The sequence below is a fragment of the Phycicoccus endophyticus genome (genome assembly GCF_011326735.1).
Classification (GTDB): domain Bacteria; phylum Actinomycetota; class Actinomycetes; order Actinomycetales; family Dermatophilaceae; genus Phycicoccus; species Phycicoccus endophyticus.
Genome location: NZ_JAANCN010000016.1, coordinates 48,887 through 74,592, shown reverse-complemented (window position 1 = coordinate 74,592; position 25,706 = coordinate 48,887). Strand labels below are relative to the sequence as shown.

At 74.5% G+C, this 25,706-nt stretch carries 30 protein-coding genes and 1 tRNA gene; 21 read left to right on the top strand and 10 right to left on the bottom strand.

All coding sequences use genetic code 11. The annotated features are described in order from the left end of the window. The 3 genes from G8D98_RS14105 to G8D98_RS14095 form a co-directional block, all read left to right on the top strand. On the top strand, window positions 1–563 hold a 563-nt coding region (locus G8D98_RS14105), incomplete at its 5' end, for an FtsB family cell division protein (protein ID WP_166104709.1). After that, a complete protein-coding gene (locus G8D98_RS14100; protein ID WP_166104706.1) occupies window positions 560–1,090 on the top strand; it encodes a DUF501 domain-containing protein in 531 nt (176 codons plus the stop codon). The genes G8D98_RS14105 and G8D98_RS14100, both read left to right, overlap by 4 nt. Beyond that, window positions 1,087–2,034 (top strand): Ppx/GppA phosphatase family protein, encoded by a 948-nt coding sequence (locus G8D98_RS14095; protein ID WP_166104704.1) that lies wholly within the window; start codon window positions 1,087–1,089, stop codon window positions 2,032–2,034. The genes G8D98_RS14100 and G8D98_RS14095 overlap by 4 nt, the downstream gene beginning before the upstream one ends. Before the next feature lie 18 nt (window positions 2,035–2,052). Here the strand turns inward: G8D98_RS14095 and G8D98_RS14090 are convergent, their stop codons facing one another. Beyond that, window positions 2,053–2,445 (bottom strand): VOC family protein, encoded by a 393-nt coding sequence (locus tag G8D98_RS14090; RefSeq protein WP_205859791.1) that lies wholly within the window; start codon window positions 2,443–2,445, stop codon window positions 2,053–2,055. Between the two features lie 98 nt (window positions 2,446–2,543). On the opposite strand from G8D98_RS14090, the gene G8D98_RS14085 reads away from it, so the two are divergent. The 5 genes from G8D98_RS14085 (at window position 2,544) to G8D98_RS14065 (ending at window position 5,249) form a co-directional block, all read left to right on the top strand. Beyond that, a complete protein-coding gene (locus G8D98_RS14085; protein WP_166104700.1) occupies window positions 2,544–2,876 on the top strand; it encodes a PadR family transcriptional regulator in 333 nt (110 codons plus the stop codon). Next, window positions 2,873–3,826 carry a hypothetical protein gene (locus G8D98_RS14080; protein ID WP_166104697.1) on the top strand — a complete coding sequence of 318 codons (954 nt, stop codon included), beginning with the start codon at window positions 2,873–2,875 and terminating at the stop codon, window positions 3,824–3,826. Before G8D98_RS14085 ends, G8D98_RS14080 begins: the two co-directional genes overlap by 4 nt. Window positions 3,827–3,883: 57 nt before the next feature. Further along, window positions 3,884–3,958: transfer RNA gene (locus G8D98_RS14075), tRNA-Leu, on the top strand. Window positions 3,959–4,113: 155 nt separating this feature from the next. Next, window positions 4,114–4,956, top strand: coding sequence for a Bax inhibitor-1/YccA family protein (locus tag G8D98_RS14070; protein ID WP_166104695.1), 843 nt, complete (start codon window positions 4,114–4,116; stop codon window positions 4,954–4,956). Beyond that, complete coding sequence (locus G8D98_RS14065; protein WP_166104692.1) at window positions 4,953–5,249, top strand: hypothetical protein; 297 nt, start codon at window positions 4,953–4,955, stop codon at window positions 5,247–5,249. The genes G8D98_RS14070 and G8D98_RS14065 overlap by 4 nt, the downstream gene beginning before the upstream one ends. Window positions 5,250–5,301: 52 nt before the next feature. Here G8D98_RS14065 and G8D98_RS14060 read toward each other — a convergent pair whose 3' ends face one another. Continuing rightward, a complete protein-coding gene (locus tag G8D98_RS14060; protein WP_166104690.1) occupies window positions 5,302–6,525 on the bottom strand; it encodes an acetyl-CoA C-acetyltransferase in 1,224 nt (407 codons plus the stop codon). Between the two features lie 158 nt (window positions 6,526–6,683). Between G8D98_RS14060 and G8D98_RS14055 the strand changes: the two genes are divergently transcribed. After that, a complete protein-coding gene (locus G8D98_RS14055; protein WP_166104687.1) occupies window positions 6,684–7,076 on the top strand; it encodes a RidA family protein in 393 nt (130 codons plus the stop codon). A gap of 16 nt (window positions 7,077–7,092) precedes the next feature. Here G8D98_RS14055 and G8D98_RS14050 read toward each other — a convergent pair whose 3' ends face one another. After that, a complete protein-coding gene (locus G8D98_RS14050; protein ID WP_166104685.1) occupies window positions 7,093–8,196 on the bottom strand; it encodes an SGNH/GDSL hydrolase family protein in 1,104 nt (367 codons plus the stop codon). A gap of 146 nt (window positions 8,197–8,342) precedes the next feature. On the opposite strand from G8D98_RS14050, the gene G8D98_RS14045 reads away from it, so the two are divergent. The 3 genes from G8D98_RS14045 to G8D98_RS14035 all read left to right on the top strand — a co-directional run bounded on the left by G8D98_RS14045 (window position 8,343) and on the right by G8D98_RS14035 (window position 10,815). Continuing rightward, window positions 8,343–9,719, top strand: coding sequence for a cystathionine beta-synthase (locus G8D98_RS14045; protein WP_166104681.1), 1,377 nt, complete (start codon window positions 8,343–8,345; stop codon window positions 9,717–9,719). Between the two features lie 120 nt (window positions 9,720–9,839). Then, window positions 9,840–10,289, top strand: coding sequence for a lamin tail domain-containing protein (locus G8D98_RS14040; protein ID WP_229661848.1), 450 nt, complete (start codon window positions 9,840–9,842; stop codon window positions 10,287–10,289). 58 nt (window positions 10,290–10,347) lie between these two features. Continuing rightward, window positions 10,348–10,815 carry a DnaJ family domain-containing protein gene (locus G8D98_RS14035; protein ID WP_166104679.1) on the top strand — a complete coding sequence of 156 codons (468 nt, stop codon included), beginning with the start codon at window positions 10,348–10,350 and terminating at the stop codon, window positions 10,813–10,815. Between the two features lie 15 nt (window positions 10,816–10,830). On the opposite strand, the gene G8D98_RS14030 is transcribed toward G8D98_RS14035, so the two are convergent. Genes G8D98_RS14030 through G8D98_RS14020 form a run of 3 tightly spaced genes read right to left on the bottom strand, consistent with a single transcriptional unit; the run spans window position 10,831 to window position 13,854 of the window. Continuing rightward, window positions 10,831–12,474 carry a carbohydrate-binding domain-containing protein gene (locus tag G8D98_RS14030; RefSeq protein WP_166104677.1) on the bottom strand — a complete coding sequence of 548 codons (1,644 nt, stop codon included), beginning with the start codon at window positions 12,472–12,474 and terminating at the stop codon, window positions 10,831–10,833. A 19-nt stretch (window positions 12,475–12,493) separates the two neighbouring features. After that, the gene (locus G8D98_RS14025) at window positions 12,494–13,252 is read right to left on the bottom strand and encodes a polyphosphate polymerase domain-containing protein (RefSeq protein ID WP_166104674.1); all 759 of its coding nucleotides are present in this window, start codon (window positions 13,250–13,252) and stop codon (window positions 12,494–12,496) included. Then, window positions 13,249–13,854, bottom strand: a complete 606-nt coding sequence (locus G8D98_RS14020; RefSeq protein ID WP_166104671.1) for a DUF4956 domain-containing protein — start codon at window positions 13,852–13,854, stop codon at window positions 13,249–13,251. Before G8D98_RS14020 ends, G8D98_RS14025 begins: the two co-directional genes overlap by 4 nt. Window positions 13,855–14,061: 207 nt before the next feature. Here G8D98_RS14020 and G8D98_RS14015 point away from each other — a divergent pair, with 207 nt between their 5' ends. Next, entirely contained in the window at window positions 14,062–15,060 is a 999-nt protein-coding gene (locus G8D98_RS14015) for a phosphodiester glycosidase family protein (RefSeq protein WP_166104669.1), read from the top strand. A gap of 10 nt (window positions 15,061–15,070) precedes the next feature. Further along, entirely contained in the window at window positions 15,071–16,159 is a 1,089-nt protein-coding gene (locus tag G8D98_RS14010; protein WP_166104666.1) for a bifunctional glycosyltransferase family 2/GtrA family protein, read from the top strand. Here G8D98_RS14010 and G8D98_RS14005 read toward each other — a convergent pair. Next, window positions 16,148–16,765 carry a TetR/AcrR family transcriptional regulator gene (locus G8D98_RS14005; protein ID WP_166104663.1) on the bottom strand — a complete coding sequence of 206 codons (618 nt, stop codon included), beginning with the start codon at window positions 16,763–16,765 and terminating at the stop codon, window positions 16,148–16,150. The two genes, G8D98_RS14010 and G8D98_RS14005, sit on opposite strands and share 12 nt — an antisense overlap. A gap of 57 nt (window positions 16,766–16,822) precedes the next feature. Here G8D98_RS14005 and G8D98_RS14000 point away from each other — a divergent pair, with 57 nt between their 5' ends. Beyond that, entirely contained in the window at window positions 16,823–17,272 is a 450-nt protein-coding gene (locus G8D98_RS14000) for a MarR family winged helix-turn-helix transcriptional regulator (RefSeq protein ID WP_166104660.1), read from the top strand. Continuing rightward, window positions 17,269–18,921 (top strand): MDR family MFS transporter, encoded by a 1,653-nt coding sequence (locus G8D98_RS13995; RefSeq protein WP_166104658.1) that lies wholly within the window; start codon window positions 17,269–17,271, stop codon window positions 18,919–18,921. The genes G8D98_RS14000 and G8D98_RS13995 overlap by 4 nt, the downstream gene beginning before the upstream one ends. An 18-nt stretch (window positions 18,922–18,939) precedes the next feature. Here the strand turns inward: G8D98_RS13995 and msrA are convergent, their stop codons facing one another. Further along, on the bottom strand, window positions 18,940–19,635 hold the full coding sequence (gene msrA, locus G8D98_RS13990) for a peptide-methionine (S)-S-oxide reductase MsrA (protein ID WP_166104655.1): 696 nt from the start codon (window positions 19,633–19,635) through the stop codon (window positions 18,940–18,942). Window positions 19,636–19,672: 37 nt separating this feature from the next. Between msrA and G8D98_RS13985 the strand changes: the two genes are divergently transcribed. Genes G8D98_RS13985 through G8D98_RS13975 form a run of 3 tightly spaced genes read left to right on the top strand, consistent with a single transcriptional unit; the run spans window position 19,673 to window position 23,203 of the window. After that, a complete protein-coding gene (locus tag G8D98_RS13985) occupies window positions 19,673–20,671 on the top strand; it encodes a GNAT family N-acetyltransferase (protein ID WP_166104652.1) in 999 nt (332 codons plus the stop codon). Between the two features lie 31 nt (window positions 20,672–20,702). Continuing rightward, window positions 20,703–21,881: a cystathionine gamma-synthase gene (locus G8D98_RS13980; RefSeq protein ID WP_166104649.1), complete on the top strand. Its 1,179-nt coding sequence runs from the start codon at window positions 20,703–20,705 to the stop codon at window positions 21,879–21,881. 11 nt (window positions 21,882–21,892) lie between these two features. After that, window positions 21,893–23,203 (top strand): glutamate mutase L, encoded by a 1,311-nt coding sequence (locus tag G8D98_RS13975; RefSeq protein ID WP_187566737.1) that lies wholly within the window; start codon window positions 21,893–21,895, stop codon window positions 23,201–23,203. 121 nt (window positions 23,204–23,324) lie between these two features. On the opposite strand, the gene greA is transcribed toward G8D98_RS13975, so the two are convergent. After that, a complete protein-coding gene (gene greA, locus G8D98_RS13970) occupies window positions 23,325–23,813 on the bottom strand; it encodes a transcription elongation factor GreA (protein ID WP_166104646.1) in 489 nt (162 codons plus the stop codon). 176 nt (window positions 23,814–23,989) lie between these two features. Beyond that, entirely contained in the window at window positions 23,990–24,364 is a 375-nt protein-coding gene (locus G8D98_RS13965; RefSeq protein ID WP_205859790.1) for a DUF4307 domain-containing protein, read from the bottom strand. Between the two features lie 89 nt (window positions 24,365–24,453). Here G8D98_RS13965 and mca point away from each other — a divergent pair, with 89 nt between their 5' ends. Both mca and G8D98_RS13955 read left to right on the top strand, forming a co-directional pair. Continuing rightward, window positions 24,454–25,392, top strand: coding sequence for a mycothiol conjugate amidase Mca (gene mca, locus G8D98_RS13960; RefSeq protein ID WP_166104640.1), 939 nt, complete (start codon window positions 24,454–24,456; stop codon window positions 25,390–25,392). Beyond that, window positions 25,389–25,682 (top strand): hypothetical protein, encoded by a 294-nt coding sequence (locus G8D98_RS13955; RefSeq protein WP_166104637.1) that lies wholly within the window; start codon window positions 25,389–25,391, stop codon window positions 25,680–25,682. Before mca ends, G8D98_RS13955 begins: the two co-directional genes overlap by 4 nt. The last annotated feature ends 24 nt before the right edge of the window (window positions 25,683–25,706 follow it).

Below are 25,706 nucleotides of genomic sequence, written 5' to 3'. Positions count from 1 at the left end.
GGGCCGGGTCGGCGCGCCCCACGGCGGGCCGCTCCGGGAGCGCCCGCGCCGCGAGCACCCGGTCCTCGGCCGCCCGGCCGACCGGCCCCCGGGCCTCGGCGACGGCTCCCTCGACCGCCAAGGTGGTCCGGCGGGTCCCGGCGGGGTGGCGCGGCCGGGTCGGGGGTGCCGTCTCGAACCGCACCGTGCGCCGCGCGGCGGTGCTGGCGGGTATCGGGGTCTTCCTCGTGGTCCTGCTCACCTCGTCGGTCGCGGCCTGGCTCCACCAGCGCGGGGAGCTCGCGGCGCTGCAGGAGAAGGTGGCCACCCAGGAGGCCGACGTGCAGGCTCTGCGCACCGAGCGCGAGCGCTGGAACGACCCCGCCTACGTCGAGCAGCAGGCCCGCCAGCGGCTGAAGTTCGTGCGCCCGGGGGAGCGCGCGTACACCGTGCTCGACCCCGAGTCCGGCTCGACGGACGGCACGGGCGACGGCTCCGACGCCGGTGAGCGCTCCACCTTGCCCTGGTACGAGAGCGTGTGGCAGTCGGTGCGCACCGCGGACGCCCCCGGGGCCCAGCGGTGAGCCCGGCCGGCGCGGGGCCGGCCACCCCCGCCGACCTCGCCGCCGTGGCCCGCCAGCTCGGGCGGGAGCCGCGCGGCGTCGTCGAGGTCGCCCACCGGTGCCCGTGCGGCGAGCCGGACGTGGTGCGGACCGAGCCGCGCCTGCCCGACGGCACGCCCTTCCCGACGAGCTTCTACGCGACCTGCCCCCGGCTCACCGGTGCGGTCTCCACGGTGGAGAGCCGCGGGGTGATGGCCCGGATGTCCGCCCGTCTCGAGGAGGAGGAGCCGCTGCGCCGGGCCTACGCGGCCGCGCACGAGGACTACCTGACGCGGCGGGCCGAGCTCGGCGAGGTCCCGGAGATCTCCGGGGTCTCGGCCGGGGGCATGCCCACCCGGGTGAAGTGCCTGCACGTCCTCGTCGCGCACTCGCTGGCGGCGGGACCGGGGGTCAACCCGCTCGGCGACGAGGTGCTGGAGATGCTCGACCCCTGGTGGCAGCGGCACCCGTGTGCCGAGGCAGCCGGCGACGAGGAGGAGGGCAGGTGAGCCAACGGGTCGGTGCGGTCGACTGCGGCACGAACTCGATCCGTCTGCTCGTGGCCGACGTGGGATCGGACGGCCGGCTCACCGACGTCGTGCGCCGGATGGAGGTCGTCCGGCTCGGGCAGGGCATCGACCGCACGGGGGTGATCGCCCCCGAGGCCATGGAGCGCACGCTGGCCGCGGCCCGGGAGTACGCGGCGCTGTGCCGCGAGCACGGCGTCGAGACCGCACGCTTCGTGGCCACCTCCGCCTCGCGTGACGCTCGCAACGCCGACGACTTCGTCGCCGGGGTGCGCGAGGCCTTCGGCGAGCTCGACGTGGCCCCGGAGGTGGTCCCCGGCGACGTCGAGGCCCGGCTGTCCTTCGCCGGCGCCACCGGGGACCTGCCGGCCGCGGGCGTCGAGGGCCCCTACCTCGTGGTCGACCTCGGCGGCGGCTCGACCGAGCTCGTGCGCGGCACCGAGCGGGTCGAGGCGGCCCGCTCGGTCGACGTCGGCTGCGTGCGCATCACCGAGCGCCATCTCGAGCACGACCCCCCGACGCAGGAGGAGATCGTGGCGGCGCGGGCCGACGTCGCCCGTGCCCTCGAGCAGGCCGAGGAGGTCGTGCACCTCGGGGGGCTGTCCGCCGTCGTCGGGCTTGCCGGCTCGGTGACGACGGTGACGGCGCACGCGCTCGGCCTCGACCGCTACGACCGGGACGCCATCCACCTGGCCCAGGTGCCGCTCGAGGCGCACCGCGGAGCCTGCCGGTCCCTCCTCGCGATGTCACGCGAGCAGCGGGCGGCGCTCCCGTACATGCACCCGGGGCGGGTCGACGTCATCGGTGCCGGGGCGCTCGTGTGGTACGAGGTGCTCGGCCGGGTGGCGGTCCGCTCGCCGGGCGTGCGTGTCGTCACCAGCGAGCACGACATCCTCGACGGCATCGCCCTCTCGGTGGCCGGCTGAGGCCGGACTGCCGCGAGGTCAGCCCCAGGTGCGGGCCTGCCCCTCGAAGGCGGCGCCGGTCTGCACCGGGACGACACAGAACGGCATGCCCCCGGGGTCGGCGAGCACCACCCAGCCCGCATGCTGCCTGGTCACCCGCGCCCCGAGCGCGGTGAGCCGGGCCACCTCGGCCTCGACGTCGTCGGTCTCGATGTCGACGTGCACCCGCGGGGGAGTGCCTGGTCCGGTGCGCTGGAGCTCCAGGTGGACGCCACCGCCCATCGCCTCGAGCGGCTCGTAGGGGTCCGCCTCCGGCGGGCCGCCACCCGGCGAGCGCTCGCTGCCGGTGGCTGCCGCCCAGAACGCGGCGGCGGCCTCGTAGGTGCTCGCGGGATGGTCGAGCAGGACGACCCCGATGCGGCTGCGATGCATCAGCCCACGGTAGAGGTGCCGGACACGCCGGTGCCGTCCTTGGTGAAGTACTACGCCATACAGAGTACTGTGCACAGCACAGGAACTCGGAGGTGGTCATGGACGGCACACAGCTCGTCAAAGGGGTCCTCGACCTCGCCGTGCTCGCGGTGGTGGCCCACGAGGACGGCTACGGCTACGACATCGTGCGCCGGCTGCGGGAGGCGGGGCTGGAGGAGGTGGGCGACGCCTCGGTCTACGGCACGCTGCGGCGGCTGTTCGCCGCGGGAGCGCTGACCTCCTACGTCGTGCCGTCCGAGGAGGGGCCGCACCGGAAGTACTACGGCATCAACGCGGAGGGACGGCACATGCTCGACACCCAGGCCACGACGTGGAAGGCGTTCGTCGGCACGATGGACTCACTGGTGCGCGCGGCGGAGGTGGCCTCGTGAGCACGCCCACCGCGCCGATGGCCGACCCCCGGGCGGCCGACGTCCATGCCTACATCCTCGCCGTGCGCTCGTGGCTCGGCGACCTGCCCGCGGAGGACGTCGACGAGCTGACCTTCGGGATGGAGGCCGACCTCGCCGAGCGGGCCGCCGAGGGGGGCGGCCGGCTCGGCGAGGTGCTCGGGGAGCCGGAGGAGTACGCAGCCGAGCTGCGCGCGGCCGCGGGGCTGCCGCCGCGGGCCACCGCCCCGCGGCCCCCGGGGCACGTCGCGGAGCTCCGCCGGGACCTCGAGCGGCTGCGGGCCGGCATCCTCGAGCGCTGGGCCTGGCTGCCCGAGCTGCGTGCCACGTGGTGGATCGCCCGGGGGTTCACCCTGGGCTGGGTCCTGCTGGCCATGGCGGGGACGCGACACCCGGTGTTCGCCGGGGTGGTCGGTGCCGTGCTGTCCTACGGGGTCGGTCGGGCCTCCCGGGGCTGGCGGAGTGGTCCGCTGCCGGGCGTGGTCCTCCTCGCGAACCTCGTGGCGGCGGTCGCCGTCGCCCCCGTCCTCTGGGTGGCGACGCATCCGCAGCTCACCTACGTCGAGACCGAGTCGTCCTCGGTCACCGGCCTCGCGCGCGACGGCGAACCGGTGCTCGACCTGTTCGTCTACGACGCCGACGGTCACCGGGTGGACCGGGCGCGCATCCTCGACCAGAGCGGCCAGGGAGTCTTCGTCGACCCGTCGTTCTTCGACCTCTCGGGCGAGGAGGTGCCGCGCAAGCCGGACGGGTCGCCGGACGTCGAGACCGACGTGTTCCCGCTCGTCGTCGGTGACCAGGACCCGTGGGCGGCCGGCGAGGACGGCTGGACGCCACCGCTGGTCCTGGCTCCGCTGCCCGTCGAGCCGGGCCCGGCCCCCACGCCGTCCGAGCCTGAGCGCTCGGCGGCCGCCTCGACCCCCTCCCCGTAGGGCCAGGGCCACCCGGTGGGTGCCCGCCGGGGGCCCGGCCCGCGCTACGGTGTGCCCGCCCCCGTGGCCCAACCGGCAGAGGCAGGCGCCTTAAAAGCGCTCCAGGTGCGGGTTCGACTCCCGTCGGGGGCGCTCCGCCCCGACGGTCAACCGTGCGCGGTCCTCGGCGACCACCGGCGTCCGCGACTCGGGGCCGGGTTCTCAGCGGGAACTCAGCCGGGGCGCCGCACGTCTAGGGTGGTGACGACGACGGTGACCGCCACCGCCACGACCATCACGGAGGACCGATGGCCAACAACCCGGCATTCAACCGGCTCTCGAAGGACGCCCGCGGCGGCTACGCCGGCTTCCGCACCGGCGACGGCGCCGGCGCGTCGCACGCGACGGCCGACCAGATGAGCGCCCAGCAGCTCCAGGACCTGTACAACGCGCCCTCCGCGGTGCGCAGCGGCACCGAGCGCCCGGTGACGATGGACGACGTCGTGATGAAGACCCTCGGGCTCTTCGCGCTCGTCGTCGGCTTCGGCGCCGTCGGCTGGGCCGTCGCCGCCGCCGACCAGAGCCTCGGCCTCATGGTGTGGATGGGCGGGATGGTCGCCACCCTCGTCCTCGGCCTGGTCATCGCGTTCAAGAAGACGCTCAGCGTGCCGCTCATCGTCACCTACGCCGTCGTCGAAGGGCTCTTCGTCGGCGCCGTCAGCCAGTTCTTCAACAGCGTCGAGGGCTGGGAGGGCGTTGTGCCCAGCGCCGTGCTCGCCACGGTCTCGACGTTCGCCGGGATGTTCCTCGCCTACCGCCTGGGCCTGATCAAGGTCACTGCGAAGTTCCGGCGGATCATGACGATGGCGATCATGGGCTACGCGGTCTTCGCGGTCGTCAACGTGCTGTTCGCGGTCTTCACCGACACCCCCTTCGGCTTCGGCGGAACCGGTGGGCTCGGCATCGCCATCTCGATCTTCGCCGTCGGCCTGGCCGCCTTCAGCCTCGCGCTCGACTTCGACGCCATCGACTACGCGATCCGCACCGGGGCACCGCAGAAGTACTCGTGGCTGCTCGCCCACGGTCTCATCGTCACGATCGTGTGGCTCTACATCGAGTTCCTGCGCCTGTTCGCCCGGCTGCGGGAGTGACCGAGGCGCCCTCGTCGGCGGACCCGGTCCCCGCGCCGGCGCGCAGCGAGCTCGAGCGCATCCGTCGCCGCTGGTCGCAGCTCCCGCTGCCCGCCGCGCAGGCGGCCGCCCCGGCGGTGCGGGCGCTCGTGGAGCGGGTCGCCGCGGCCACCGAGCCCGCGGCGACGGTGCCCGACCTCGGCCCCGCGGCTCTCGTGGACCAGCTGTGCGTCGTTGTCTGGGACGCCTACGCCGCCGGGGCCGCCCCGGGGCTCGAGGAGGAGCTCACCGGGCTGCGGCGCGCCCTGCCGTGAGCCCACGGGCGTGCACGGCCCGGCCCGCCGGCCCGCCGGCCGGGGTGCCTCCTCAGGAGAGCCGCTCGACGACGATCGCCATGCCCTGGCCGCCGCCGACGCACATCGTCTCCAGCCCGAAGTGCCCGTCACGGCTGCGCAGGCCGTTGAGCAACGTCGTCATGATCCGCGTGCCCGTCGAGCCGAACGGGTGCCCGAGCGCGATCGCGCCACCGTGCACGTTGAGCCGCTCGAGGTCCATCCCGAGGTCGTCGGCGCTCGGGAGGACCTGCGCCGCGAACGCCTCGTTGATCTCGTAGAGGTCGAGGTCCTCCACCCCCAGGCCCGCGCGGTCCAGGGCCTGGCGGGAGGCCTCGACCGGGCCGAGCCCCATGATCTCCGGGGAGAGCGCCGAGACGCCGGTCGAGACGATCCGGGCGAGCGGGGTGATGCCGAGGGCCCGGGCCCGGGTGTCGCTCATGACCACGACGCCCGAGGCGCCGTCGTTGAGCGGGCAGCAGTTGCCGGCGGTTACGGTGCCGCCCTCGCGGAAGACCGGCTGCAGCGCGCGCACGCCCTCGAGGGTGACACCGGCGCGCGGCCCGTCGTCGCGGGAGACCACCGAGCCGTCCTGAAGGGTGACCGGCAGGATCTCACGCTCGAAGAAGCCGTCGGCGATCGCCCGCTCCGCCCGGTTCTGGCTCGTGACGCCCCACTCGTCCTGGCGCTCGCGCGAGACCCCGCGCAGTGAGGCCACGTTCTCGGCCGTCTGGCCCATCGCCAGGTAGACGTCGGGCAGCTGGCCCTCCTCGCGCGGGTCGCTCCACGGCAGGTTCGCCGCGGCCTGCTGCGCCGTGCGCTGGGCGGCCTCGGCGAAGCGGGGGTTCTGGGCCTCCCCGGTGCTGCCCCCGGCGCCGGTGAAGCTCTCGTACTGGCTCACGCACTCGACGCCACCGGCGATGAAGACGTCGCCCTCGCCGGCCCGGATGGCGTGGAAGGCCATCCGCATCGTCTGCGTCGAGCTCGCACAGAACCGGTTGACCGTCGCGGCGGGCAGGTGGTCCATCCCGGCGAGGACGGCGACGACCCGCGCGAGGTTCGAGCCGTGCTTGAAGCTCGGCTCCGCGCAGCCCCAGTAGAGGTCGTCGACCGTCGTCGGGTCCAGGGCCGGCAGCTGGTCGAGAAGGCCGCGGACCACCTGGACGGACAGGTCGTCGGGGCGCACGTCCTTGAGCGAGCCCTTGAAGGCCCGCCCGATCGGCGTGCGGGCGGTGGCGACGATGACGGCCTCGGTCACGGGTGGTCCTCCTCGGTCGGGGCGGCGGGCGGTCGCTAAGCGCTCGCTCACCAGGTGGTGCCCAGGGTACGTGGTGCCGCCGGCGGGCGCCGTGTGGCGTCGGTCTCCCGGCGGCTCGGGGTCTCGTGCCGATGCGGGCCGAGGGACATGATGAGGGTATGGGCACCACACGCAGCGCCGCGTCGTCCGGGTCGCCGTACGAGGGCAGCGTCGGGTTCTCCCGCGCGGTCCGCGTCGGCCAGCACATCGCCGTCTCCGGGACGGCCCCCATCGGTGAGGGAGGCCAGGTGAGCCTCGACCCGGGTCAGCAGACCCGACGGTGCTGGGAGATCGCCCTCGGCGCGCTCGCCGAGCTCGGCGGCACGGCCGAGGACGTCATCCGCACCCGGCACTACATCACCGACCTCGACGTCGTCGACGCCGTCTCGGCCGTGCACGGCGAGATCTTCGGGGCGGTGCGCCCGGCGAGCACGATGGTGCGGGTGGCGGGGCTGCTCGACGAGCGCTGGCTCGTCGAGGTCGAGCTCGACGCCGTCGTCCCTGAGGACTGACCCGCCGCCGCCCGCCTCAGCGGGTGGCCGACGCGCCGCCGTCGTCCGCCGACGAGGCCCCCTCGTCCTGCTCCGCCGGCGCCGCGGCGTCCGGTGCGGCGCCGCTCGGTGACGGGTCGGCCGCCGGGGGGACGGTGTCGGGGCGACGGCGCAGCAGCATCGCCCAGCGTCCGCGAGGACCGCGGGACTGCCCGCCGAGCTCGGTCGGGCTGACCTCGGTGCCGGCGGCGCGCACGGCCTGCCCGGCGGCGACGGCGACCGGCCCCACACCCTCACCGCGCCGCGGCTCGGGCGCGCGGTCGTCGGTGTCGGTGCCCCAGACGCCCAGGGCCGCGCAGACGCTCGGGAGCAGGACCGCGGCGGCCCGCGCGTAGCCCGCGGGCGAGGGATGGAAGCGGTCGCGGCTGAACATCACCTGCGGGGAGGCCGCGAACTCCGGGCCGAGGAGGTCGCCGAGCGACACGGTGCGACCTCCGGCCTCGACCACGGCGACGGTCTGGGCGGCCGCGAGGTCGCGCGACCAGCGCTTCATGAGCGCACGCAGCGGCTGCCGGATCGGGGCGATCGCCCCGAGGTCGGGGCAGGTGCCGACGACGACCTCGCTGCCGAGGGCGCGCACCCGGCGAACGGTCTGCTCGAGGTGGTGGACGGCGGCGGTGCGCTCGATCCGGTGCGTGACGTCGTTCGTGCCCACCATGACGAGGACGACGTCGGGCCGCACGACCTCCTCGAGGGCGTTGGCCAGCTGGCGCTCCAGGTCGCCGGACTCGGCGCCGACGACCGCCCGGTTGGTGAGCCGGACCGGCCGCCCGGTGAGCGCCGAGACGCCGTTGGCCACGATCGCCCCGACGGTCTCGTGGGGATGGTCGGCCCCCATCCCGGCCGCCGAGGAGTCGCCGAGCACGACGAGCTCCCACGGGCGCCCGCTGCCGGTGCCGTAGCTGCCGTCGTCCTGTGGGGAGTCGTCGAAGGGGGTGCCGATGACCCGGCGGGCCAGCGCCGCCTCGGTCTTGATGACCCCGTAGCCGAGCATGCCGAGGGCCGCCCCGGCCGCGGCGAGCCCACCGCCCCCGTAGGCGGCCGTGGCGGCGATCTTGCGTGCCCTGCGAGCGCGTCCCATGCGGTGTCCTCCTCCCGTACCCGGACGTCCACGGTAACGCCGGGGGCCGACCGGGGGTTCCGTGCGGGCGGGCCCGGAGGTCTCCCGCACCCGGTGGGAAACCCGAGGCGGGGGGCGGCGGTCGGCGGCGTGACAGGATGGCGCGCGTGAAGTACGCCGAGCACATCGCCGACCTCGTCGGGGACACCCCCCTCGTCCAGCTGACCTCGGTCACCGAGGGTATCGGCGCCACCGTCCTGGCCAAGGTCGAGTACTTCAACCCCGGCGGCTCGGTCAAGGACCGCATCGCGCTGAAGATGGTCGAGGCCGCCGAGGCCTCGGGCGAGCTCCAGCCCGGCGGCGTCATCGTCGAGCCGACCTCGGGGAACACAGGGGTCGGCCTGGCGCTCGTGGCCCAGCGCAAGGGCTACTCGTGCATCTTCGTGTGCCCCGACAAGGTGAGCGAGGACAAGCGCGACGTCCTGCGGGCCTACGGCGCCGAGGTCGTCGTCTGCCCGACGGCGGTCTCCCCGGAGCACCCCGACTCCTACTACTCGGTCTCGGACCGGCTCGTGCGCGACACCCCGAAGGCCTGGAAGCCCGACCAGTACTCCAACCCCAACGGCCCGCTCTCGCACTACGAGACCACCGGGCCCGAGATCTGGCGCGACACCGACGGGCGGGTCACCCACTTCGTCACCGGCGCCGGCACGGGCGGCACGATCAGCGGAGCCGGGCGCTTCCTGCGCGAGGTGAGCGCGCAGCGCCCCTCGGGCCGGGTGCGCGTCGTCGCCGCCGACCCCGAGGGCTCGGTCTACAGCGGTGGCTCGGGACGGCCCTACCTCGTCGAGGGGGTCGGCGAGGACTTCTGGCCGGCGGCCTACGACCCCTCCCAGGTCGACGACGTCGTCGCGGTCTCGGACGCCGACTCCTTCGCGATGACGCGGCGCCTGGCCCGCGAGGAGGGCCTGCTCGTCGGCGGCTCGTGCGGCATGGCCGTCGTCGCCGCGCTGCGGGTGGCCGAGGACCTGCCCGACGACGCGGTCGTCGTCGTGCTGCTGCCGGACTCCGGGCGGGGCTACCTCTCGAAGATCTTCAACGACGAGTGGATGGCCTCCTACGGGTTCATGCGCGCCGAGGGGGAGCGGACCGTCGGTGACGTGCTGCGCGCCAAGGCCGGTGACCTGCCCGCCCTCGTCCACACCCACCCCAACGAGACCCTGCGCGACGCCATCGACATCCTGCGCGAGTACGGCGTCTCGCAGATGCCCGTCGTCAAGGCCGAGCCGCCCGTGGTCTCCGGCGAGGTCGCCGGCGCGGTCTCGGAGCGGGACCTGCTCCAGGCACTGTTCACCGGCTCGGCGCACCTGGCCGACCCCGTCGAGCGGCACATGGGCCCCGGGCTGCCCCTCGTGGGTGCCGGGGAGCCGGTGACCACCGCACGGCGCGAGCTCGAGGCCTCGGACGCGGTCCTCGTCGTCGAGGACGGCAAGCCCGTCGGCGTCCTGACCCGGGCCGACCTGCTCTCCTTCCTCGCCGACTGAAAGCGTCTCCGCGCCCGGCAGCCGCCTGACCTTCGCAAACGCCGGCGGCGGGGAGCGCTCGGGAGCTAGAGTCGCGGTGGCCCCGCCCGGGCCGCCCGGCACGACCAAGGGGAACAGACCGTGCGCACCACCCTCCGCGGCACCGCCGCCCTCAGCCTGATGCTCGCCGGCGGCCTCGCGGTCACCGCGCCCGCCGACGCCGGGAGCCCGGTCGTCATCTCGGCGGTGCGCTACGACTCCCCGGGCGCCGACCGCGGGGGGAACAAGAGCGTCAACGCCGAGTACGTGAAGATCACCAACCGCTCGCGCTCGGCCCGCTCGCTCACCGGCTGGACGCTGCGCGACCGCACCGGCCACACCTTCCGCTTCCCCGCCTTCACCCTGCGGGCCGGGCGCAGCGTCCTGGTTCACAGCGGCAAGGGGCGCGCGACGGCCAAGGACCGCTACTTCGGTCTCACCTGGTACGTGTGGAACAACACCGGTGACACCGCCGTCCTGAAGAACCGGGCCGGCAAGACCGTCGACACCTGCCGCTGGAGCCGGCTCGGCGCCGGCCACCGCAGCTGCTGACGCACCGTCCGCGCACCGAGCCCGGGCGCGCAGGGCCGCCGTGCGCGAGACTGGGGCGGTGCAGCCATCCGGCCCCGAGTCCCCGGTCGAGCGGGCCATCCGCGAGGCCCAGGAGCGGGGCGAGTTCGACGACCTGCCCGGCGCCGGCAGGCCGCTCGACCTCGGTGACGCCGACGACCCGATGTGGTGGGTGCGCCGGCTGGCCGTCCGCGAGCAGCTCGACTTCACCGGCGCCCTGCCCCCCGCCGTCGCGCTGCGCAAGGAGGCCGCCACCTTCCCGGCGTCCCTCGTCGAGCTCGCCGGGGAGGAGTCGGTGCGCGCGGTGCTGGAGGACTACAACGCCCGGGTGCGCCGCGACCGGCTGCGGCCGCCGGACCCGGGGATGCCCCAGCTGCTCGCGCCGACGGTCGACGTCGAGGACCTCCTCGGGCAGTGGCGGGCGCTCCGGGCGGCCACCCGCCCGGTGCGCCCCGACCCGCCGCCGGCGGCGCAGCCCCGACGCCCGTGGTGGCGGCGCCGTCGCTGACCGGCGCTGCCGTGCTCAGCTGCCCGGGCCACCGCCCTGACCCGGGCCGCCCTGGCCGCCGCTGCTCTCGCCGGCGGTCACGGTGCCCAGCTGGGTCCCGCCGTCGGTGCTGCCGCCGAGGGCGAGGCCCGCGGTCGCCTCTCCGGCCGGGCTCCCGTCGACCCAGATCTCGTAGGTCTCGCCGGCCGTGACGTCGGCCGAGGAGAAGACGAGGTTGCTGAAGACCTTCGAGGCGGTGAAGGACGCGAGGACCTCCCCGTCCCGGACGACCTGGATGACCGTGCCTGCGGCGTAGCCCGAGTCGAACGACGCCTGGAGCCACCCCTGGGAGGAGTCCGTCGAGGGTGCCTCGGCCATCCCCGAGGAGCCGGCGGCGACCAGGGTGCCCCCGGTGATCTCGAAGGTGCCGTTGGTGTCCAGGGCCCCGTTGCCGCTGCCCGTGGGCCCGCTGACGACGACCGTGCCGCCGGAGATGGTCATCGACCCGTTCGAGTCGAGCCCGTCGCCCTCGGCGTCGACGACGACGGTGCCGCCGCTCACGGTCAGCGACACGCCGTCGGAGGAAGAGTCCCCGCCACCGGGACCGCCGCCCATGGTCTGCCCGGAGCCGTCGGAGGCGTTGACGCCGTCGTCGGAGCTCGTGATGTCGATGGTCCCGCCGGAGATGGTGACGACGGCGCCCTCGAGCCCTTCGCCCGACTCGGTGACCGTCGTCGTCCCGCCGCCGACGGTGGCGCTCACGTCGCCGTGGATCCCGTCGCCCTGTGCGGCGATCGTCGTCGTCCCGCCGCCGACGACCGCGTCGGTGGCGGCGCTCACGCCGTCGTCCCCGGCGGTCAGCGAGAGCGTCCCTGCGAGGATGGCGACGTAGCCGCGGTCGGCGTCCTCGCCGTTGTCGGACTTCAGGGCGTCCCCGCCCCCGGTCGCGGTGACGGTGCCTCCCTCGACCCGGATGTAGTCCTTGCCCCGGATGGCGTCGTCGACGGCGGTGACGGTGACGGTGCCCGAGAGGATGACGAGGCCGTCGGTGGTCCCGATGCCGTCGTTGCTGTTGCCCGTGACGGTCAGCGAGCCGGTCCCGCCGATCGTCAGGTCGGCCGTCGAGTACAGGGCGGCGTTCGGGGTGCCGCTCTCCTGACCGTAGTCCGAGCCGTCCTCGAGGGAGTTGTCCGAGCCGTCGGCGAGCACGACGACGACCTCGTCGGCGGTCGTCACCGAGACGGCCGGCCCGGACGAGGAGGTGATGTCCGCGTCGTCGAGGACGAGCTGCACGGTGCCCTCGACGTCGGAGTCGACGACGACCTGGCCCTGCAGGGTCCCGGTGAGGACGTAGGTGCCGGGCGCGGTGACGGTCACCGTCGACCCGTCGACGGTGACGCCGTCGCCCGAGGCGGTGGCGCTCGTGCCGGAGAGGGTCACGGTCACCGCGTCGGTGAGGTCGACGTCGGCGTCGTCGGCGTCCGCGTGGGACTCCTGGTTGTCGGCGAGGACGTCCTCGACGGACGCGCCGGCCTCGGCGCTCGCGGTGCTCGCGGTACTCGTCGTGGCGCTGCTGTCGGACACCGTCGCGCCGGTGACGGCGTCGGCGGCGCTGCACCCGGCCAGGGTGGCGGCCACCAGGGCCGCGGCGACGGCGGCTCGGACCTTCGTGAGCTTCATGGGGTGACTCCTTGCAGGGTCAGAAGTGGTCGCGCAGGGTGCGCGTCCAGCGGTTGGCGGGCAGCGCGGCGTCGAGTGCCGCGAGCCCGGTGGCGTACTTGCTGATCCGCCCGGGGCGGTGCCCGAGCGACCACAGCAGCCGGTCGACCGAGCACGCCCGGCCGGTCGACTTGGTCTCGACGACGACGAGGTCGGGGCGTTCCAGGACGGTTCCGTCGGCCGCCTCCCAGCGCAGGCCGGTGTCGAGCGTCACGCGGGAGCCCTCGTCGGCGAGCTGCAGGGTGCTGCGGTGGTAGTGGATGTCGAGGGTCGGCCGCAGCTCGGTGACGTACCGGTCGGAGACTCCGGCCGCCGTCAGGGCGCCGCGCACGAAGCCGGCGCCCTCGGCGTCCAGGCGCCCCTCGAGGAGGTGGTCGCCGTCGAGGCGCGTCTTGACGGTGCGCGAGCCGTCCCGGGTCTTCACCTCGAGGTAGCCGGTGCCGCTCGTGTCGTAGCGGCGGGTCCGGACCTTGAAGCGGCGCCGGCGGCGTCGGGCGGCGAGCTGGTAGGTGAGCAGGTCGGGGGTGTCCAGGTAGGTTGTCGTGTACCCGAACCCGCGGCGGTCGTCGATGGTCAGCACGCGGGTCCCGGTCGGGGCGAGGTCGAGGAGCAGCTCGGCCGCGGAGCGGTCGAGCGCGTACTTGCGGTCGACCCGGGTGAGCAGCTCGCTCGAGGCGACGAGCTCCTCGAGCCCGATCGGGGGCAGTGCCGCGAGCGCGCTGGGCGAGAGGGTCCTCATGACGCCAGGACCGCCTGCTCGGACCGGGCGCCCTGCGGCGCGAGGTCGTCCGGACGGGGCTCGGGGGCCCGGTAGCGCACCTCGACGGTCGTCGAGTCGTTGACGTGGTCCACCTTGGCGACGGTGATGCCGAGCACCGGTGCACCGAGCCGCTCCTGAAGGACGCGGACGACGTCGTGCTCGTCGTCGTAGGCACGGTCGAGGACGACGACCCGCCGGCGGTGACGGGGCAGCAGGCGCGGGTTGTCGCCCACCCACATCGCCGCGACGATGAGACCCATGAGCGCGACCGGCAGCCAGACCGGGCCGACGGCGAGCCCGCTGAGCAGGCCGAGCGCGAGGGCGCTGAAGTAGTAGGCGACCTCGTGCTGGGCCAGCTCCTCCGAGCGCAGCCGGATGATCGACAGCACGCCGAACAGCCCGAGCCCGAGCCCCGCCCCGACCGCGCTGTCCAGGAGCGCGGACGCGACCGCCATCACCCCGATGTTCACCCCGAGGTAGGCCACGACGAGGTCGCGTCGCCCGTGTCGTGGGACGTAGAGGGCGAAGACGAGCAGGGCGATGGCCGCGACGTTCGCGGCGTAGACGGCGAGGGTGCTCACGAGGGACTCCCGGAATCGGCGAGGGATGATGACGTCCACCATCGAGCCATCGCCTCCTGTGCACTTCCTGTGACAGGTCGATGACGGGTCTGAGTCATCGGGTTGCGGGACAACGATGTTGCGTTCCAGCGAAAGTGCCGGGCGGCTCACCGGAGGCTCAGGCACTGCGGACAGGGTTGTCACAGAGGCACGTTGCACCGTGCTGCCATGACCGGAAGCCCGCCGACGACTCTTGGCACCCATACCGAGGTTCTCCCCCCACCTGCGAGCCGGGCCCGTGGGCACGTCGCCCGTCGGGCCGTGCTGGGCGGCGGGCTGGGTGCGCTGGCACTGGCGGCGACGGGTGCGGGCTGGGCGCTCGACCGGTACGTCGTCGACCACGTCGAGGTGGAGGACGCGAGCGCCTACGAGGCCAGCGTCGGCGGTGGGACCGGCGTCACGACCACGGGCGGCACGGTGTCGGGCACGACGTACACGAGCGACGTGGCCAGCGTGCAGGTCCAGCGCACGGTCCTCGGCAGCGGTGCGGACCGGCTCGTGTACTTCACCGCGGACCTGGTCCTCGAGGATGCCACGGCGCTGCGGTCGGCCTTCGCCGACGACGAGTTCGGGCGCAACATCATCGAGGTCCCGAGCGCCATCGCGTCCACCGTCGGCGCGGTCTGGGCCGTCAACGGCGACTACTACGGGTTCCGCGACACCGGCATCGTCGTGCGCAACGGCGTCGCCTACCGCGACGCGGGAGCACGCCAGGGTCTCGCCTGGTACCGCGACGGCACGATGCGCCTCTACGACGAGACCGCCACGAGCGCCGACCGCCTCGTCGCCGACGGGGTCTGGCACACCCTCTCCTTCGGCCCCGGGCTCGTCGACGACGGCGCGGTGCTCGACGGCATCGACTCCGTCGAGGTGGACACCAACCTCGGCAACCACTCCGTCCAGGGTGAGCAGCCGCGCACCGGCATCGGCCTGGTCGACACCGGTCACGTCCTCGTCGTCGTCGCCGACGGCCGGTCCACCGGGTACAGCCGGGGTGTGGGGATGAGCGAGTTCGCCCAGATCTTCGTCGACCACGGGGCCCAGGTGGCCTACAACCTCGACGGCGGCGGGTCCTCGGCGATGGTCTTCGACGGCGGGCTCGTCAACAACCCCCTCGGCCGGGGCGAGGAGCGGGGCACCTCCGACATCCTCTACGTACCGGCGTGAGGAGGCCGCCGTGCTCGTCGTCGTCCCCGCCTACGAACCGGACCAGCGGCTGCCCGCGCTCGTGCGCGACCTGCGAGTCGCAGCGCCGGCGCTGGAGGTGCTCGTCGTCGACGACGGCAGCGGGCCGGTCGGCGCGGACGCGCTCGCCGGCGCCGAGGAGGCGGGTGCGACCGTGGTGCACCACTGCCTCAACCGGGGCAAGGGCCGGGCGCTGCGGACCGGGTTCCGCTGGGCCCTCGAGCACCGGCCGGGGGAGGCGGTGGTCTGCGTCGACGCCGACGGGCAGCACCGGCCCGAGGACGTGCTGCGCGTGGCCCGGTGCCTCTCCCGCGGGGCCGAGGGGCTCGTGCTCGGGACCCGCGGCCTCGACGCCCACGTGCCCTGGCGCTCCCGCCTCGGCAACGGGCTCACCCGGGTGCTCTTCCGGGCGGCGACCGGCCACGACGTGCGCGACACCCAGACCGGGCTGCGCGGCCTGCCGGCCGCACTGCTGCCCTGGGCGCTCGGCGTGGCAGGGGACCGCTACGAGTACGAGCTCGAGCAGCTGCTGCGGGCCGAGGCCGACGGCGTGCCCGTGACCGAGGTCCCCATCGCCACCGTCTACCTCGAGGACAACGCCTCCTCCCACTTCCGCCCGATGCGCGACGGGGTGCGGATCTACCGCCAGCTCGCCCGCTTCGCCGCCTCCGGGCTCGTCGCCGCGACCGTCGACTGGGTGCTGCTCGTCCTGCTGCACGCCCTGACCGGCAGCCTGCTCGTGGCCGTCGTCGGAGCCCGCGTGACCTCGGCGGCCCTGAACTTCGCGACGAACCGGCGGCTGGTGTTCGGGCGTGCAGGGTCTCCCCCCGGGGCGGCGCGTCGGTACGCCGTCCTCGTCGCGGCCCTGCTGGTCGCCAACTGGGCGCTCATGGAGGCCCTCGTCGCCGGGCTCGGGCTGCCCCTGCTCCTCGGGAAGCTCCTCACCGAGCTCGCGCTCGTCGCGGTGTCCTTCGTGGCCCAGCGCCGCGTCGTGTTCGCCCGTCGCGGCGTCCCGCTCGTCCCGGCGAGCGCCGTGGAGGAGGAGGACGTGGCCGGCCGGCCGGCGCTGTCAGCCCGCTGAGCCCACGCCGACCGCGTCGAGGGCGGCCTCGGCGCGCGCGGCCAGGGAGCCGACGAACCCGGCCGCCCGGTGCTGGTGGAAGGCGGCGCGGACGGCGGCCATGGCCACCCGGGCGGTGAGGCCGGTCTCGAGGTCGAGGGCCGGGTCGCTCCCGGTGCGTCCGTAGGCGGCCTCGACGAGCACCGTCTCGAGCTGGTCGCCGGCGCCGGCGATGCGCGCCGCGAGGGCGGGGGAGCGCGCGGCGAGCTCACGGCGCATCCGCCACAGCTGCGGGTCGGCCTCGAGCCCGCGCACGTGCTCGAGGAGGACGGTCCGCACCGCCCGGTCCACCGGCTCGCCCGACGGCCGCGCGAGGACCGCCTCGCGCACCCGGCCGGCGCGCCCGGGGTCGGCACCGACGAGGGCGTCCTCCTTGGTCTCGTAGTAGTTGAAGAAGGTGCGCGGTGAGACCCCGGCGGCGGCGGCGACCTCCTCGACCGTCATCGCCTCGGTGCCTCGCTCGAGCGCCAGCCGGACCGCGGCCAGGTGGAGGTTGGCCCGGGTGGTGGCCTTCTTGCGCTCGCGCAGGGAGGCCTCGGGGAGGCCCCCGGTCGCGGTGCTCGCCATGGCACCAGTATGCGGGCACAACTTGCAGTCAGTGCAACATTCACATATGTTTGCAGCATGCAAACAAACGCGGACGCACTCGTCACGGAGCACCTCTCGAGGCTTTTCGCGCTGGTCGTCCGCAGCCACCTCCCCGACAGCCCGGTGACGCGCGGCGACTACACCCTGCTCGCCCTCGCGGGGAAGCACGGGCCGGCGCGGGCCTGCGAGCTCGCCGAGGCCGGGGGGCTCGACCAGTCGACGACGAGCCGGCGGGTGAGCGGGCTCGTCGAGCGCGGGCTGCTCGCCCGGCAGCCGGACCCCAGCGACGGACGCGCCCAGCAGATCGCCCTGACCACGAGTGGGCGCGACGTGCTCGCCGCCGGTCGCGCCCAGCGCGAGCGCCTCGTGGCCACCGCGCTGGAGGGCTGGGACGAGGCCGACCGCCGCTCCCTCGCCGAGCTCCTCGGACGCCTGCAGACCTCCCTCGCGCGCACCGCGCACGACGCCGAAAGGACCACCACATGACCTCGACCGCCGCTCCCTCCGAGCCGTACCGGCTCAGCCCGGAGGCCTCGCGCGTGTTCGTCGGGCTGATGCTCGGCATGCTCGTCGCCTCGATCAGCCAGACCATCGTCGGACCGGCGATGCCGCGCATCGTCTCCGAGCTCGGGGGCATGGACCACTACAGCTGGGTCGCGACCGCCGCGATGCTCGTCTCGGCGATCACGGTCCCGATCGTCGGGAAGCTCTCCGATCTCTACGGGCGACGCGGGTTCTACCTCGCGGGGCTCGGTGTCTTCATGCTCGGCTCGCTCACCGCGGGTCTCGCCCAGTCCTTCTGGGTGCTCGTCGCGGCCCGCGCCATCCAGGGCCTCGGCATGGGCACGGTGATGCCGCTGTCCCAGACCATCATCGGCGACATCATCCCGCCGCGGCAGCGGGGCAAGTACCAGGGCTACATGGGTGCCGTGTTCGGGGTGACCTCGGTCGCCGGCCCGCTCGCCGGGGGGTTCATCACCGACCACTGGGGCTGGCGCTGGCTGTTCTTCGCGGCGATCCCCGTCGGCGTGCTCGCCACGGCGGTCATCGCCCGCTTCCTCCACCTGCCCCAGCAGCGGCGCGAGGCGCAGGTCGACTCGCTCGGCATCGGCACGCTCGCCGTGGCCCTCGTCGCCATCCTGCTCGCGACCTCCTGGGGTGGCACGACCTACGCGTGGGGCTCGGGGGTCATCATCGGCCTCTACGCGCTCGGGGCCGTCGGCCTCGTCGCGTTCGTGCTCGCCGAGCGGCGCGCGCCGGAGCCGGTGATCCCGCTGCGGCTCTTCCGCTCCCGGGTCTTCTCCGCGGCCAACCTCGCGAGCTTCGGCCTGGCGATGGTGATGTTCGGGGCCATCATCTACATCCCCGTCTACGCCCAGGGGGTGCTCGGGGTCGACGCCACCAACTCCGGTCTCATCCTCGCGCCGCTCATGCTCGGCTTCATCGTCATGGGGATCGTCACCGGGCTGCTCATCACCCGGACCGGGGTGTACAAGCCGTTCATGGCCACCGGCATCGTCGTCATGGGTGCCGGTCTCTGGCTGCTGACGCGCCTCACCTGGGAGTCCACCCAGACCCAGCTGACCCTCGCGATGGTCGTGCTCGGGCTCGGCATCGGGATGGCGATGCAGCAGTTCACCCTCGTCGTGCAGAACGCCGCCGAGCGCCGTGACCTCGGGGTGGCGACGGCGTCGAGCCAGTTCTTCCGCAACGTCGGGTCCACGGTGGGCATCGCCGTCTTCGGCACCATCCTCACCAGCGGCCTCGGGGCCGCCATCGCCGCCCACCTGCCTGCCGGCGTCTCGGGCGCCCTGCCGGAGGGGTCGGCCAGCGCGGGCTCGGTGCTCGACCCGTCGGCGCTCGCGCAGCTTCCGCCCGCCGTGGCCGACGCGGTGCGCCAGGGGCTGGCCGAGCAGCTGCACGAGGTCTTCCTCGTCGGGCTGCCGGTCGTCGCGCTCGTCCTGCTCGCCACGCTCGCCATCCCGGCGCTCCCGCTGCGGGAGAGCGCCCACCACGAGACGGTCGAGGAGACCGCCGAGGAGCTCGGCCACGAGCTGCTCGACTCGATGGCGCAGTCCTCGGCGGACCCCGGGAGCGTCGACGGTCAGGAGGCGGCGGTGGCCCCGCGGGCCTGACCCGCGGCCGCAGTCAGCTCACGCGGGGGGCGCGACGTCGGTCTGCGCCGGGAGGTCGGCGACCCCCACCGGGCAGGTCAGCCCGTTCGGGCCGTGGTTGCAGTAGCCGCCGGGGTTCTTGTGGAGGTACTGCTGGTGGTAGTCCTCGGCGTACCAGAACGGCCCGGCCACCTCGGCGGGCGCGATGGTCGTCGTCACGCTGCCGCGTCCGGCCCGGGTGAGCACCTCCTGGAAGGCATGCCGGGTCGCCTCGGCCGCGGCTGCCTGCCCCGGGGTCGTCGTGAAGACCGCCGAGCGGTAGGCCGTGCCGAGGTCGTTGCCCTGCCGGTTGCCCTGGGTCGGGTCGTGGTTCTCCCAGAAGGCCTTGAGCAGCAGCTCCGGTGAGGTCCGGGCCGGGTCGTAGGCCACGAGGACGGTCTCCGCATGCCCGGTGCGGCCGGTGCACGTCTCCTCGTACGTGGGGTTCGGGGTGTAGCCGCCCATGTAGCCGGCGGCGGTGGTCACCACGCCGGGCAGCTGCCAGAAGATGCGCTCGACGCCCCAGAAGCAGCCCATGGCCACGTACATGACCTCGGTGCCGTCGGGCCACGGACCCTCGAGCGGGGTCCCCAGCACCTCGTGGGTCACCGGGACCGGGAAGACCCGGTGGTCGCGGCCCGGCAGGGCCTCCTCACGGGTCGGCAGGGTGGTCGTCGTGCGGGAGCCGAAAAGCATGTGGTGTGCAACGGCGACCGCTGGCACGGTGTTCCGCATGCCCGAGCTCGTCCCCGTCTCCGGACTCGACATCGACCCCACCGCCGCGAACCGATTCGACGCGTGGGCGGGAGTGCTCGCGGACGCCGCCCGCCACGACGAGGGCGAGGACCACGACGCGTGGACGGCACAGGAGCTGCGTGGCCTCGAGGGCGACACGACCGCTCGGCGGCTGCAGGTGCTCGCGACCGTCGACGGCGACCCCGTCGGCGCCGCGGGGCTGGTCCTGCCGCTGCTCGACAACCAGCACGCGGCGATGCTCGTCCTGGCCGTGCACCCCGCCCACCGGCGCCGGGGCGACGGCGGTGCGCTGCTGGCGTGGGCCGAGGAGCAGGCCCGGGCCGCAGGACGCACGACCGCCTACACCGAGACACGGTGGTCGGGCGGGCGCGACGACGACGGGCACGCACCGTTCGCGCTGGCCCACGGCTACCTGGCGGCGCAGACCGTCCTCCGGTCCGACCTGGACGTGGCCACCGCCACCGGGAGCGCGCCGTCGGCCCCGTCCGGGTACCGGGTGGAGACCCACGTCGACGCGATGCCCGACGCCGACCTCGCCGACCGGGCCGTCCTCGCCCGGCGGATGTCTACCGACACCCCGCTCGGGGACCTCGAGCTCGGCGAGGAGGCCTGGGACGAGGAGCGGGTGCGCGGCGAGGACGAGCGCGCCGGGGCCATGGGGCGCCGCGTCGTCGCCTCCTTCGCGCGCGACCTGCGCTCGGGCCGGCTCGTCGGCTACACCGCGCTCCAGGTGCCCCGCGGCGCACCCGCCCTCGCCTACCAGCAGGACACCCTCGTGCTGCGCGAGCACCGGGGGCGCGGGCTGGGGCTCGCCCTCAAGGCCGCCGCGCTCGCGGCCGTGGTCCAGGAGCTGCCCGAGGTGCGGCGCGTCCGCACGTGGAACGCGGTCGAGAACACCCACATGCTCGCCGTCAACGCCGCGCAGGGGTACCGCGCCAGCGGGTACCTGCGGGAGTGGCACAAGCCTCTGGGGTGACCCCCAGGCCGCAGCGCCTACCCTCGAGGGCATGACCCTCGACAACCTCGGCTTCTCCTCCCGCGCCATCCACGCGGGGCAGGAGCCCGATGCCACGACCGGTGCCGTCGTGCCGCCCATCCACCAGGTGAGCACGTACAAGCAGGACGGGGTGGGCGGCCTGCGCGGCGGCTACGAGTACTCGCGCTCGGCCAACCCGACCCGGACCGCGCTCGAGGAGTGCGTCGCGGCGCTCGAGGGAGGCGAGCGGGGGTTCGCGTTCGCCAGCGGCCTGGCCGGTGAGGACACCGTGCTGCGGGCGCTGCTGTCGCCGGGCGACCATGTCGTCGTGCCCTCGGACGCCTACGGCGGCACCTACCGGCTGTTCAAGCGGGTCCTCGAGCCGTGGGGTGTCTCGCACTCCGTCGCGCGGGTCGCCGACGTCGAGTCGGTGCGCGCCGCCCTACGCCCGCAGACCCGGATGGTGTGGGTCGAGACCCCGACCAACCCGCTGCTCGGCATCGCCGACGTCGAGGCGATCGCCGCGCTCACGCACGAGGCGGGCGCGCTGCTCGTCGTCGACAACACCTTCGCCTCGCCCTACCTGCAGAGCCCCATCGCGCTCGGCGCCGACGTCGTCGTCCACTCGACGACGAAGTACTGCGGCGGGCACAGCGACGTCGTCGGTGGGGCCGTCGTCGTCGCTCCGGGAGCCACGACTCGCGACGGGGAGAGCGTCTCGGAGCGCGTTGCCTTCCACCAGAACTCGATGGGTGCCGTGGCCGGTCCGTTCGACGCCTGGCTCGTGCTGCGCGGCCTGAAGACGCTCGCGGTCCGGATGGAGCGGCACTGCGACAACGCCGAGGCCGTCGTCGACTTCCTGCAGTCGCACCCGGGCGTCACGGCAGTGCACTACCCGGGTCTGCCGGAGCACCCGAACCACGACGTCGCCGCCCGCCAGATGAGGCGCTTCGGCGGGATGGTCGCTTTCCGGGTGCGTGGCGGCGAGGACGTCGCGGCCAAGGTGTGCGCGGAGACGCAGGTGTGGACGCTCGGGGAGTCCCTCGGCGGCGTCGAGTCCCTCATCGAGCACCCGGGCCGGATGACGCACGCCTCCGTCGCGGGCACCGAGCTCGAGGTGCCGGGCGACCTCGTGCGCCTGTCGGTCGGCATCGAGGACGTCGAGGACCTGGTCGCCGACCTGCGCCAGGCGCTCGACCGGCTCACCTGAGCGCTCGCGCCGTGGGTGCGGTCCTGTGCGTCGACGTCGGCTCGACCTTCACCAAGGCCCTCCTCGTCGGTGACGGCGGGGAGGTGCTCGGGAGGGCGTCGCACCCCACGACGGTGGGCTCGGACGTCATGGACGGGGTCGACGCCGTGCGCGCCGAGCTCGGCGAGGCCGGTACCCCGGGGCGCGTCGTCGCGTGCTCCAGCGCGGGGGGCGGGCTGCGGCTGGCCGTCGTCGGGTACGAGCGGGAGGTCACCGCGGAGGCCGGCTTCCGGGTCGGTCTCTCGGCCGGCGCCCGGGTCGTCCACGTCGCCTCCGGTCCGCTGGCGGGCCCCGACGTCGGCGCCCTGCGGGCGGCCTGCCCGGACGTCGTGCTGCTCGTGGGCGGAACCGACGGGGGCAACGCCGACGTGCTCGTCCACAACGCCCACCGGCTGGCGCGGGCCCGGCTCGCCGCTCCCGTCGTCGTCGCCGGGAACCGGGACGCCGCGGGCGCGGTCCGCGAGGAGCTGGCGGCCACGGGCCGCCGGCACGTGCTCGCCGCCAACGTGCTGCCGCAGATCGGTCGGGTCGAGCCGGGCGGGGCACGGGCCGCGATCCGGGAGGTGTTCCTCCGGCACGTCATCGGTGGCAAGGGCCTCTCCCGGGGCCGTGGCTTCGCCGAGCTCGTCGCCGCGGCGACCCCCGACGCGGTCCTGCGGGGGGTCGAGCTGCTCGCCGAGGTCCTGGGCCGGGACGTGCTCGGCGTCGACGTCGGCGGCGCGACGACCGACGTCTACTCCGTCCTGCACCCGCAGGGCGAGGACGCCGCGCTGCGCCGCGAGGTCGTCGGCACGATGTGGCACGCCCGCACCGTCGAGGCCGACCTCGGGATGCGCTGGAGCGCGCAGGGGGTGGTGGAGGCGGCCGGGCGCGAGGGTCTCGCGCTCGCGCCCGGTGTCGCCGAGCATGCGGCGCGGATGGCCGGCGACCCCGCGCACGTCTCCCGGGGAGCCACGCAGTGGGCGGCCGAGGAGGCCCTGGCCACCGCGGCGGTCACCGTGGCGGTGCGGCGGCACGGGCGCCCCGGGCCGGGTGAGCGGGCGAGGCCCCTCGCGGACGTCGGCCTGCTCGTGGGGTCCGGCGGGGTCCTGCGCCACGCACCGGACGGGGTCGCGGACCGCGTCCTCGGTGCCGCGCTCGCCGACCACGCCGGCGGCTGGCGGGTGCCGCACGAGGCCGACGTGGTCCTCGACCGTGACTACGTGCTCTTCGCGGCCGGTCTGCTCGCCGAGGCCGACCCTCCGCGGGCCCGCGCCCTGGTGACGACCCTCGCCGCCGGCTGAATGTTCTCTCCGGCTGCCGGAACCTTCAGTGAGCGGTCGGGTAGAAGGGGCCGGTGGCTGAATGTTCTCTCCGGCTGCCGGAACCTTCAGGGGGAGGGGGGAGAGGGGGACGGGCGGAGAGTCAGCCGGTGTAGGGCACCGCGGCGACGATCGTGACCTCGATCTGCTTGCCCGAGGGGGCCTCGTAGGAGACGGTGTCACCGACCGAGTGGCCGTTGACGGCACTGCCGATCGGCGACTTCTCGGAGAAGACCTGCATCGAGGAGTCGTTGATCTCGCGCGAGCCGAGGAGGAACTGCTCCTCGTCGCCGAACATCTCGACGGTGACGATCATCCCCGGCTCGACGACCCCGTCGTCCTCGGGCGTCTCGCCGATGATCGCGTTCTCGAGTAGCTGGGTCAGCTGGCGGATGCGGGCCTCCATCTTGCCCTGCTCCTCCTTGGCGGCGTGGTAGCCGCCGTTCTCGCGCAGGTCACCCTCCTCGCGGGCCGCCTCGATCCGCTTGGCGATCTCGGTGCGACCCGGGCCCGAGAGCTCGTCGAGCTCGTCCTTGAGACGGTCGTAGGCAGCCTGGGTGAGGTAGCTCTGGTGGGTGCTCGTCTCGGTCATGGATGATCAGCTCCTGGGTCGTTCGTCTCGCGCCGGACCCTCGCGGGCTGCGCCGCGGGTGCTACGGCAACGGGCCCGGGCCGACCGCCTCTTCTCGGCGCTCTCGTCGGACCGGACCCGAACGTGAAGCCGACAGTCTAGCAACGGCGGGCCCGCAGGTCACATCCCCGAGCCGCTCAGCCGCCCGTGACGCGGGTGCAGGACTCGACGACGCCGGTGACCGCGCGGGCGCTCGTGCGCACCTCGACGGTGCGGTGGACGACGGCCGGGCCCTGCGCCGGGACGCGGTCCTCGACGACGCCGACCCGCCCCTTGCGGGAGTCCAGACCGGCGACCCGGCAGGTGACCGCCGTGCCCTCCGGCCGGACGAGGTCGTAGCCGACCCGCACGAGGGTGTCGGACTCGACCCGGTAGCCCGTCACGGTGGGTCGCACCTGCCCGGCCGTGGTGCTCCAGCCGTACCAGACCACGGCGAGCACCGCGAGGAGCACGGCGGCCGCGGCGAGCAGGACGCGGCGCCCGGCGGGCGACCTCGGGTCGGGCAGTGGCACGGGGGCTCCTCGGGGCCTGGGGGCAGTGAGACAATGGGTGCCCGTCCATTCTCGGGCACCGCCCGACACCTCCACCCGAAGGGTCCCCCATGTCCGAACGCCTCCGGCTCATGTGCGTGCACGCGCACCCGGACGACGAGTCGAGCAAGGGCGCGGCGACGATGGCGAAGTACGTCGACGCCGGCCACGAGGTGCTCGTCGTCTCGTGCACCGGCGGGGAGCGCGGCAGCATCCTCAACCCGCGCCTCGAGGACGACATCCACATCCTGCGCGACCTGGCGCAGGTGCGGCGCGAGGAGATGGCCCGGGCCCAGCGGATCCTCGGCATCCAGCACACCTGGCTCGGCTTCGTCGACTCCGGCCTGCCCGAGGGCGACCCGCTGCCGCCGCTGCCGGAGGGCTGCTTCGCCCTCGAGCCGCTCGAGGTCACCACCGAGGCGCTCGTGCGCGAGGTGCGCCGGTTCCGTCCGCACGTCATGACCACCTACGACGAGAACGGCGGCTACCCGCACCCCGACCACGTCATGTGCCACGACGTGTCGGTCGCGGCGTTCGCGGCCGCCGGCGACCCCGAGCGCTTCCCGGGGGCCGGGCCCGCGTGGCAGCCGCTGAAGCTCTACTACAATCAGACGTTCAACCGGCGGCGGGTCGAGGCCTTCCACCACGCCCTCCTCGAGCTCGGGCAGGAGAGCCCGTACGCGGAGTGGCTCGAGCGCTGGGACCGCCAGGACCGCGTGGTCACGACGCGCGTCGAGTGCGCGGACTGGTTCGACCGCCGCGACGCCGCGCTCCTGGCGCACGCGACGCAGGTCGACCCCGACGGGACGTGGTTCAAGGTCCCGCGCGAGGTGCAGCAGCGGGTCTGGCCGGTCGAGGAGTACGAGATCGCGGCCTCCTACGTGCCGGTCGCCGAGGGCGAGGACGACCTCTTCGCGGGGCTGCCGGACGACGCGGCCGAGGCGGACGCGCTCGCCACGAGCGGCGGCCTGCGCCTCGCCCACGACACCCGGGTGGAGCGTGCGGCGTGAACGACTCACCCCCCGACGCGACGACCGGATTCCTCGCCTTCCTCGCCTTCGCCTTCCTCGCCCTGGCGCTGTGGTTCCTCATGCGCAACATGAACGACCGGATGCGCCGGATGTCCTACCGCCAGCAGCGCGCGGGCCGCGGCCGCAACGAGGCCCAGGCCGGGCCGGAGGACGTCGCGGAGCCTCCGGCGCAGGAGCCGGCGGCCGGGCCCGACCCCGAGGGCGGGCAGCCGACGGCCGAGCCACCCGCGGAGGATGGGACCGGCCGCGGGCCGGGCGCCGGGGGCTGACCGACCCGGCGGGCCCCGCCGGCG

Coding starts and splice junctions, on each gene's coding strand:
- greA (WP_166104646.1), bottom strand. CDS start 23,813: ATGACCGAGACGAGCACCCACCAGAGCTACCTCACCCAGGCTGCCTAC.
- G8D98_RS14055 (WP_166104687.1), top strand. CDS start 6,684: ATGGGCACCACACGCAGCGCCGCGTCGTCCGGGTCGCCGTACGAGGGC.
- G8D98_RS13995 (WP_166104658.1), top strand. CDS start 17,269: ATGACCTCGACCGCCGCTCCCTCCGAGCCGTACCGGCTCAGCCCGGAG.
- G8D98_RS13980 (WP_166104649.1), top strand. CDS start 20,703: ATGACCCTCGACAACCTCGGCTTCTCCTCCCGCGCCATCCACGCGGGG.
- G8D98_RS14015 (WP_166104669.1), top strand. CDS start 14,062: ATGACCGGAAGCCCGCCGACGACTCTTGGCACCCATACCGAGGTTCTC.
- G8D98_RS14070 (WP_166104695.1), top strand. CDS start 4,114: ATGGCCAACAACCCGGCATTCAACCGGCTCTCGAAGGACGCCCGCGGC.
- mca (WP_166104640.1), top strand. CDS start 24,454: ATGTCCGAACGCCTCCGGCTCATGTGCGTGCACGCGCACCCGGACGAC.
- G8D98_RS14090 (WP_205859791.1), bottom strand. CDS start 2,445: ATGCATCGCAGCCGCATCGGGGTCGTCCTGCTCGACCATCCCGCGAGC.
- G8D98_RS13985 (WP_166104652.1), top strand. CDS start 19,673: ATGCCCGAGCTCGTCCCCGTCTCCGGACTCGACATCGACCCCACCGCC.
- G8D98_RS14000 (WP_166104660.1), top strand. CDS start 16,823: ATGCAAACAAACGCGGACGCACTCGTCACGGAGCACCTCTCGAGGCTT.
- G8D98_RS14025 (WP_166104674.1), bottom strand. CDS start 13,252: ATGAGGACCCTCTCGCCCAGCGCGCTCGCGGCACTGCCCCCGATCGGG.
- G8D98_RS14085 (WP_166104700.1), top strand. CDS start 2,544: ATGGACGGCACACAGCTCGTCAAAGGGGTCCTCGACCTCGCCGTGCTC.
- G8D98_RS14050 (WP_166104685.1), bottom strand. CDS start 8,196: ATGGGACGCGCTCGCAGGGCACGCAAGATCGCCGCCACGGCCGCCTAC.
- msrA (WP_166104655.1), bottom strand. CDS start 19,635: ATGCTTTTCGGCTCCCGCACGACGACCACCCTGCCGACCCGTGAGGAG.
- G8D98_RS14005 (WP_166104663.1), bottom strand. CDS start 16,765: ATGGCGAGCACCGCGACCGGGGGCCTCCCCGAGGCCTCCCTGCGCGAG.
- G8D98_RS14030 (WP_166104677.1), bottom strand. CDS start 12,474: ATGAAGCTCACGAAGGTCCGAGCCGCCGTCGCCGCGGCCCTGGTGGCC.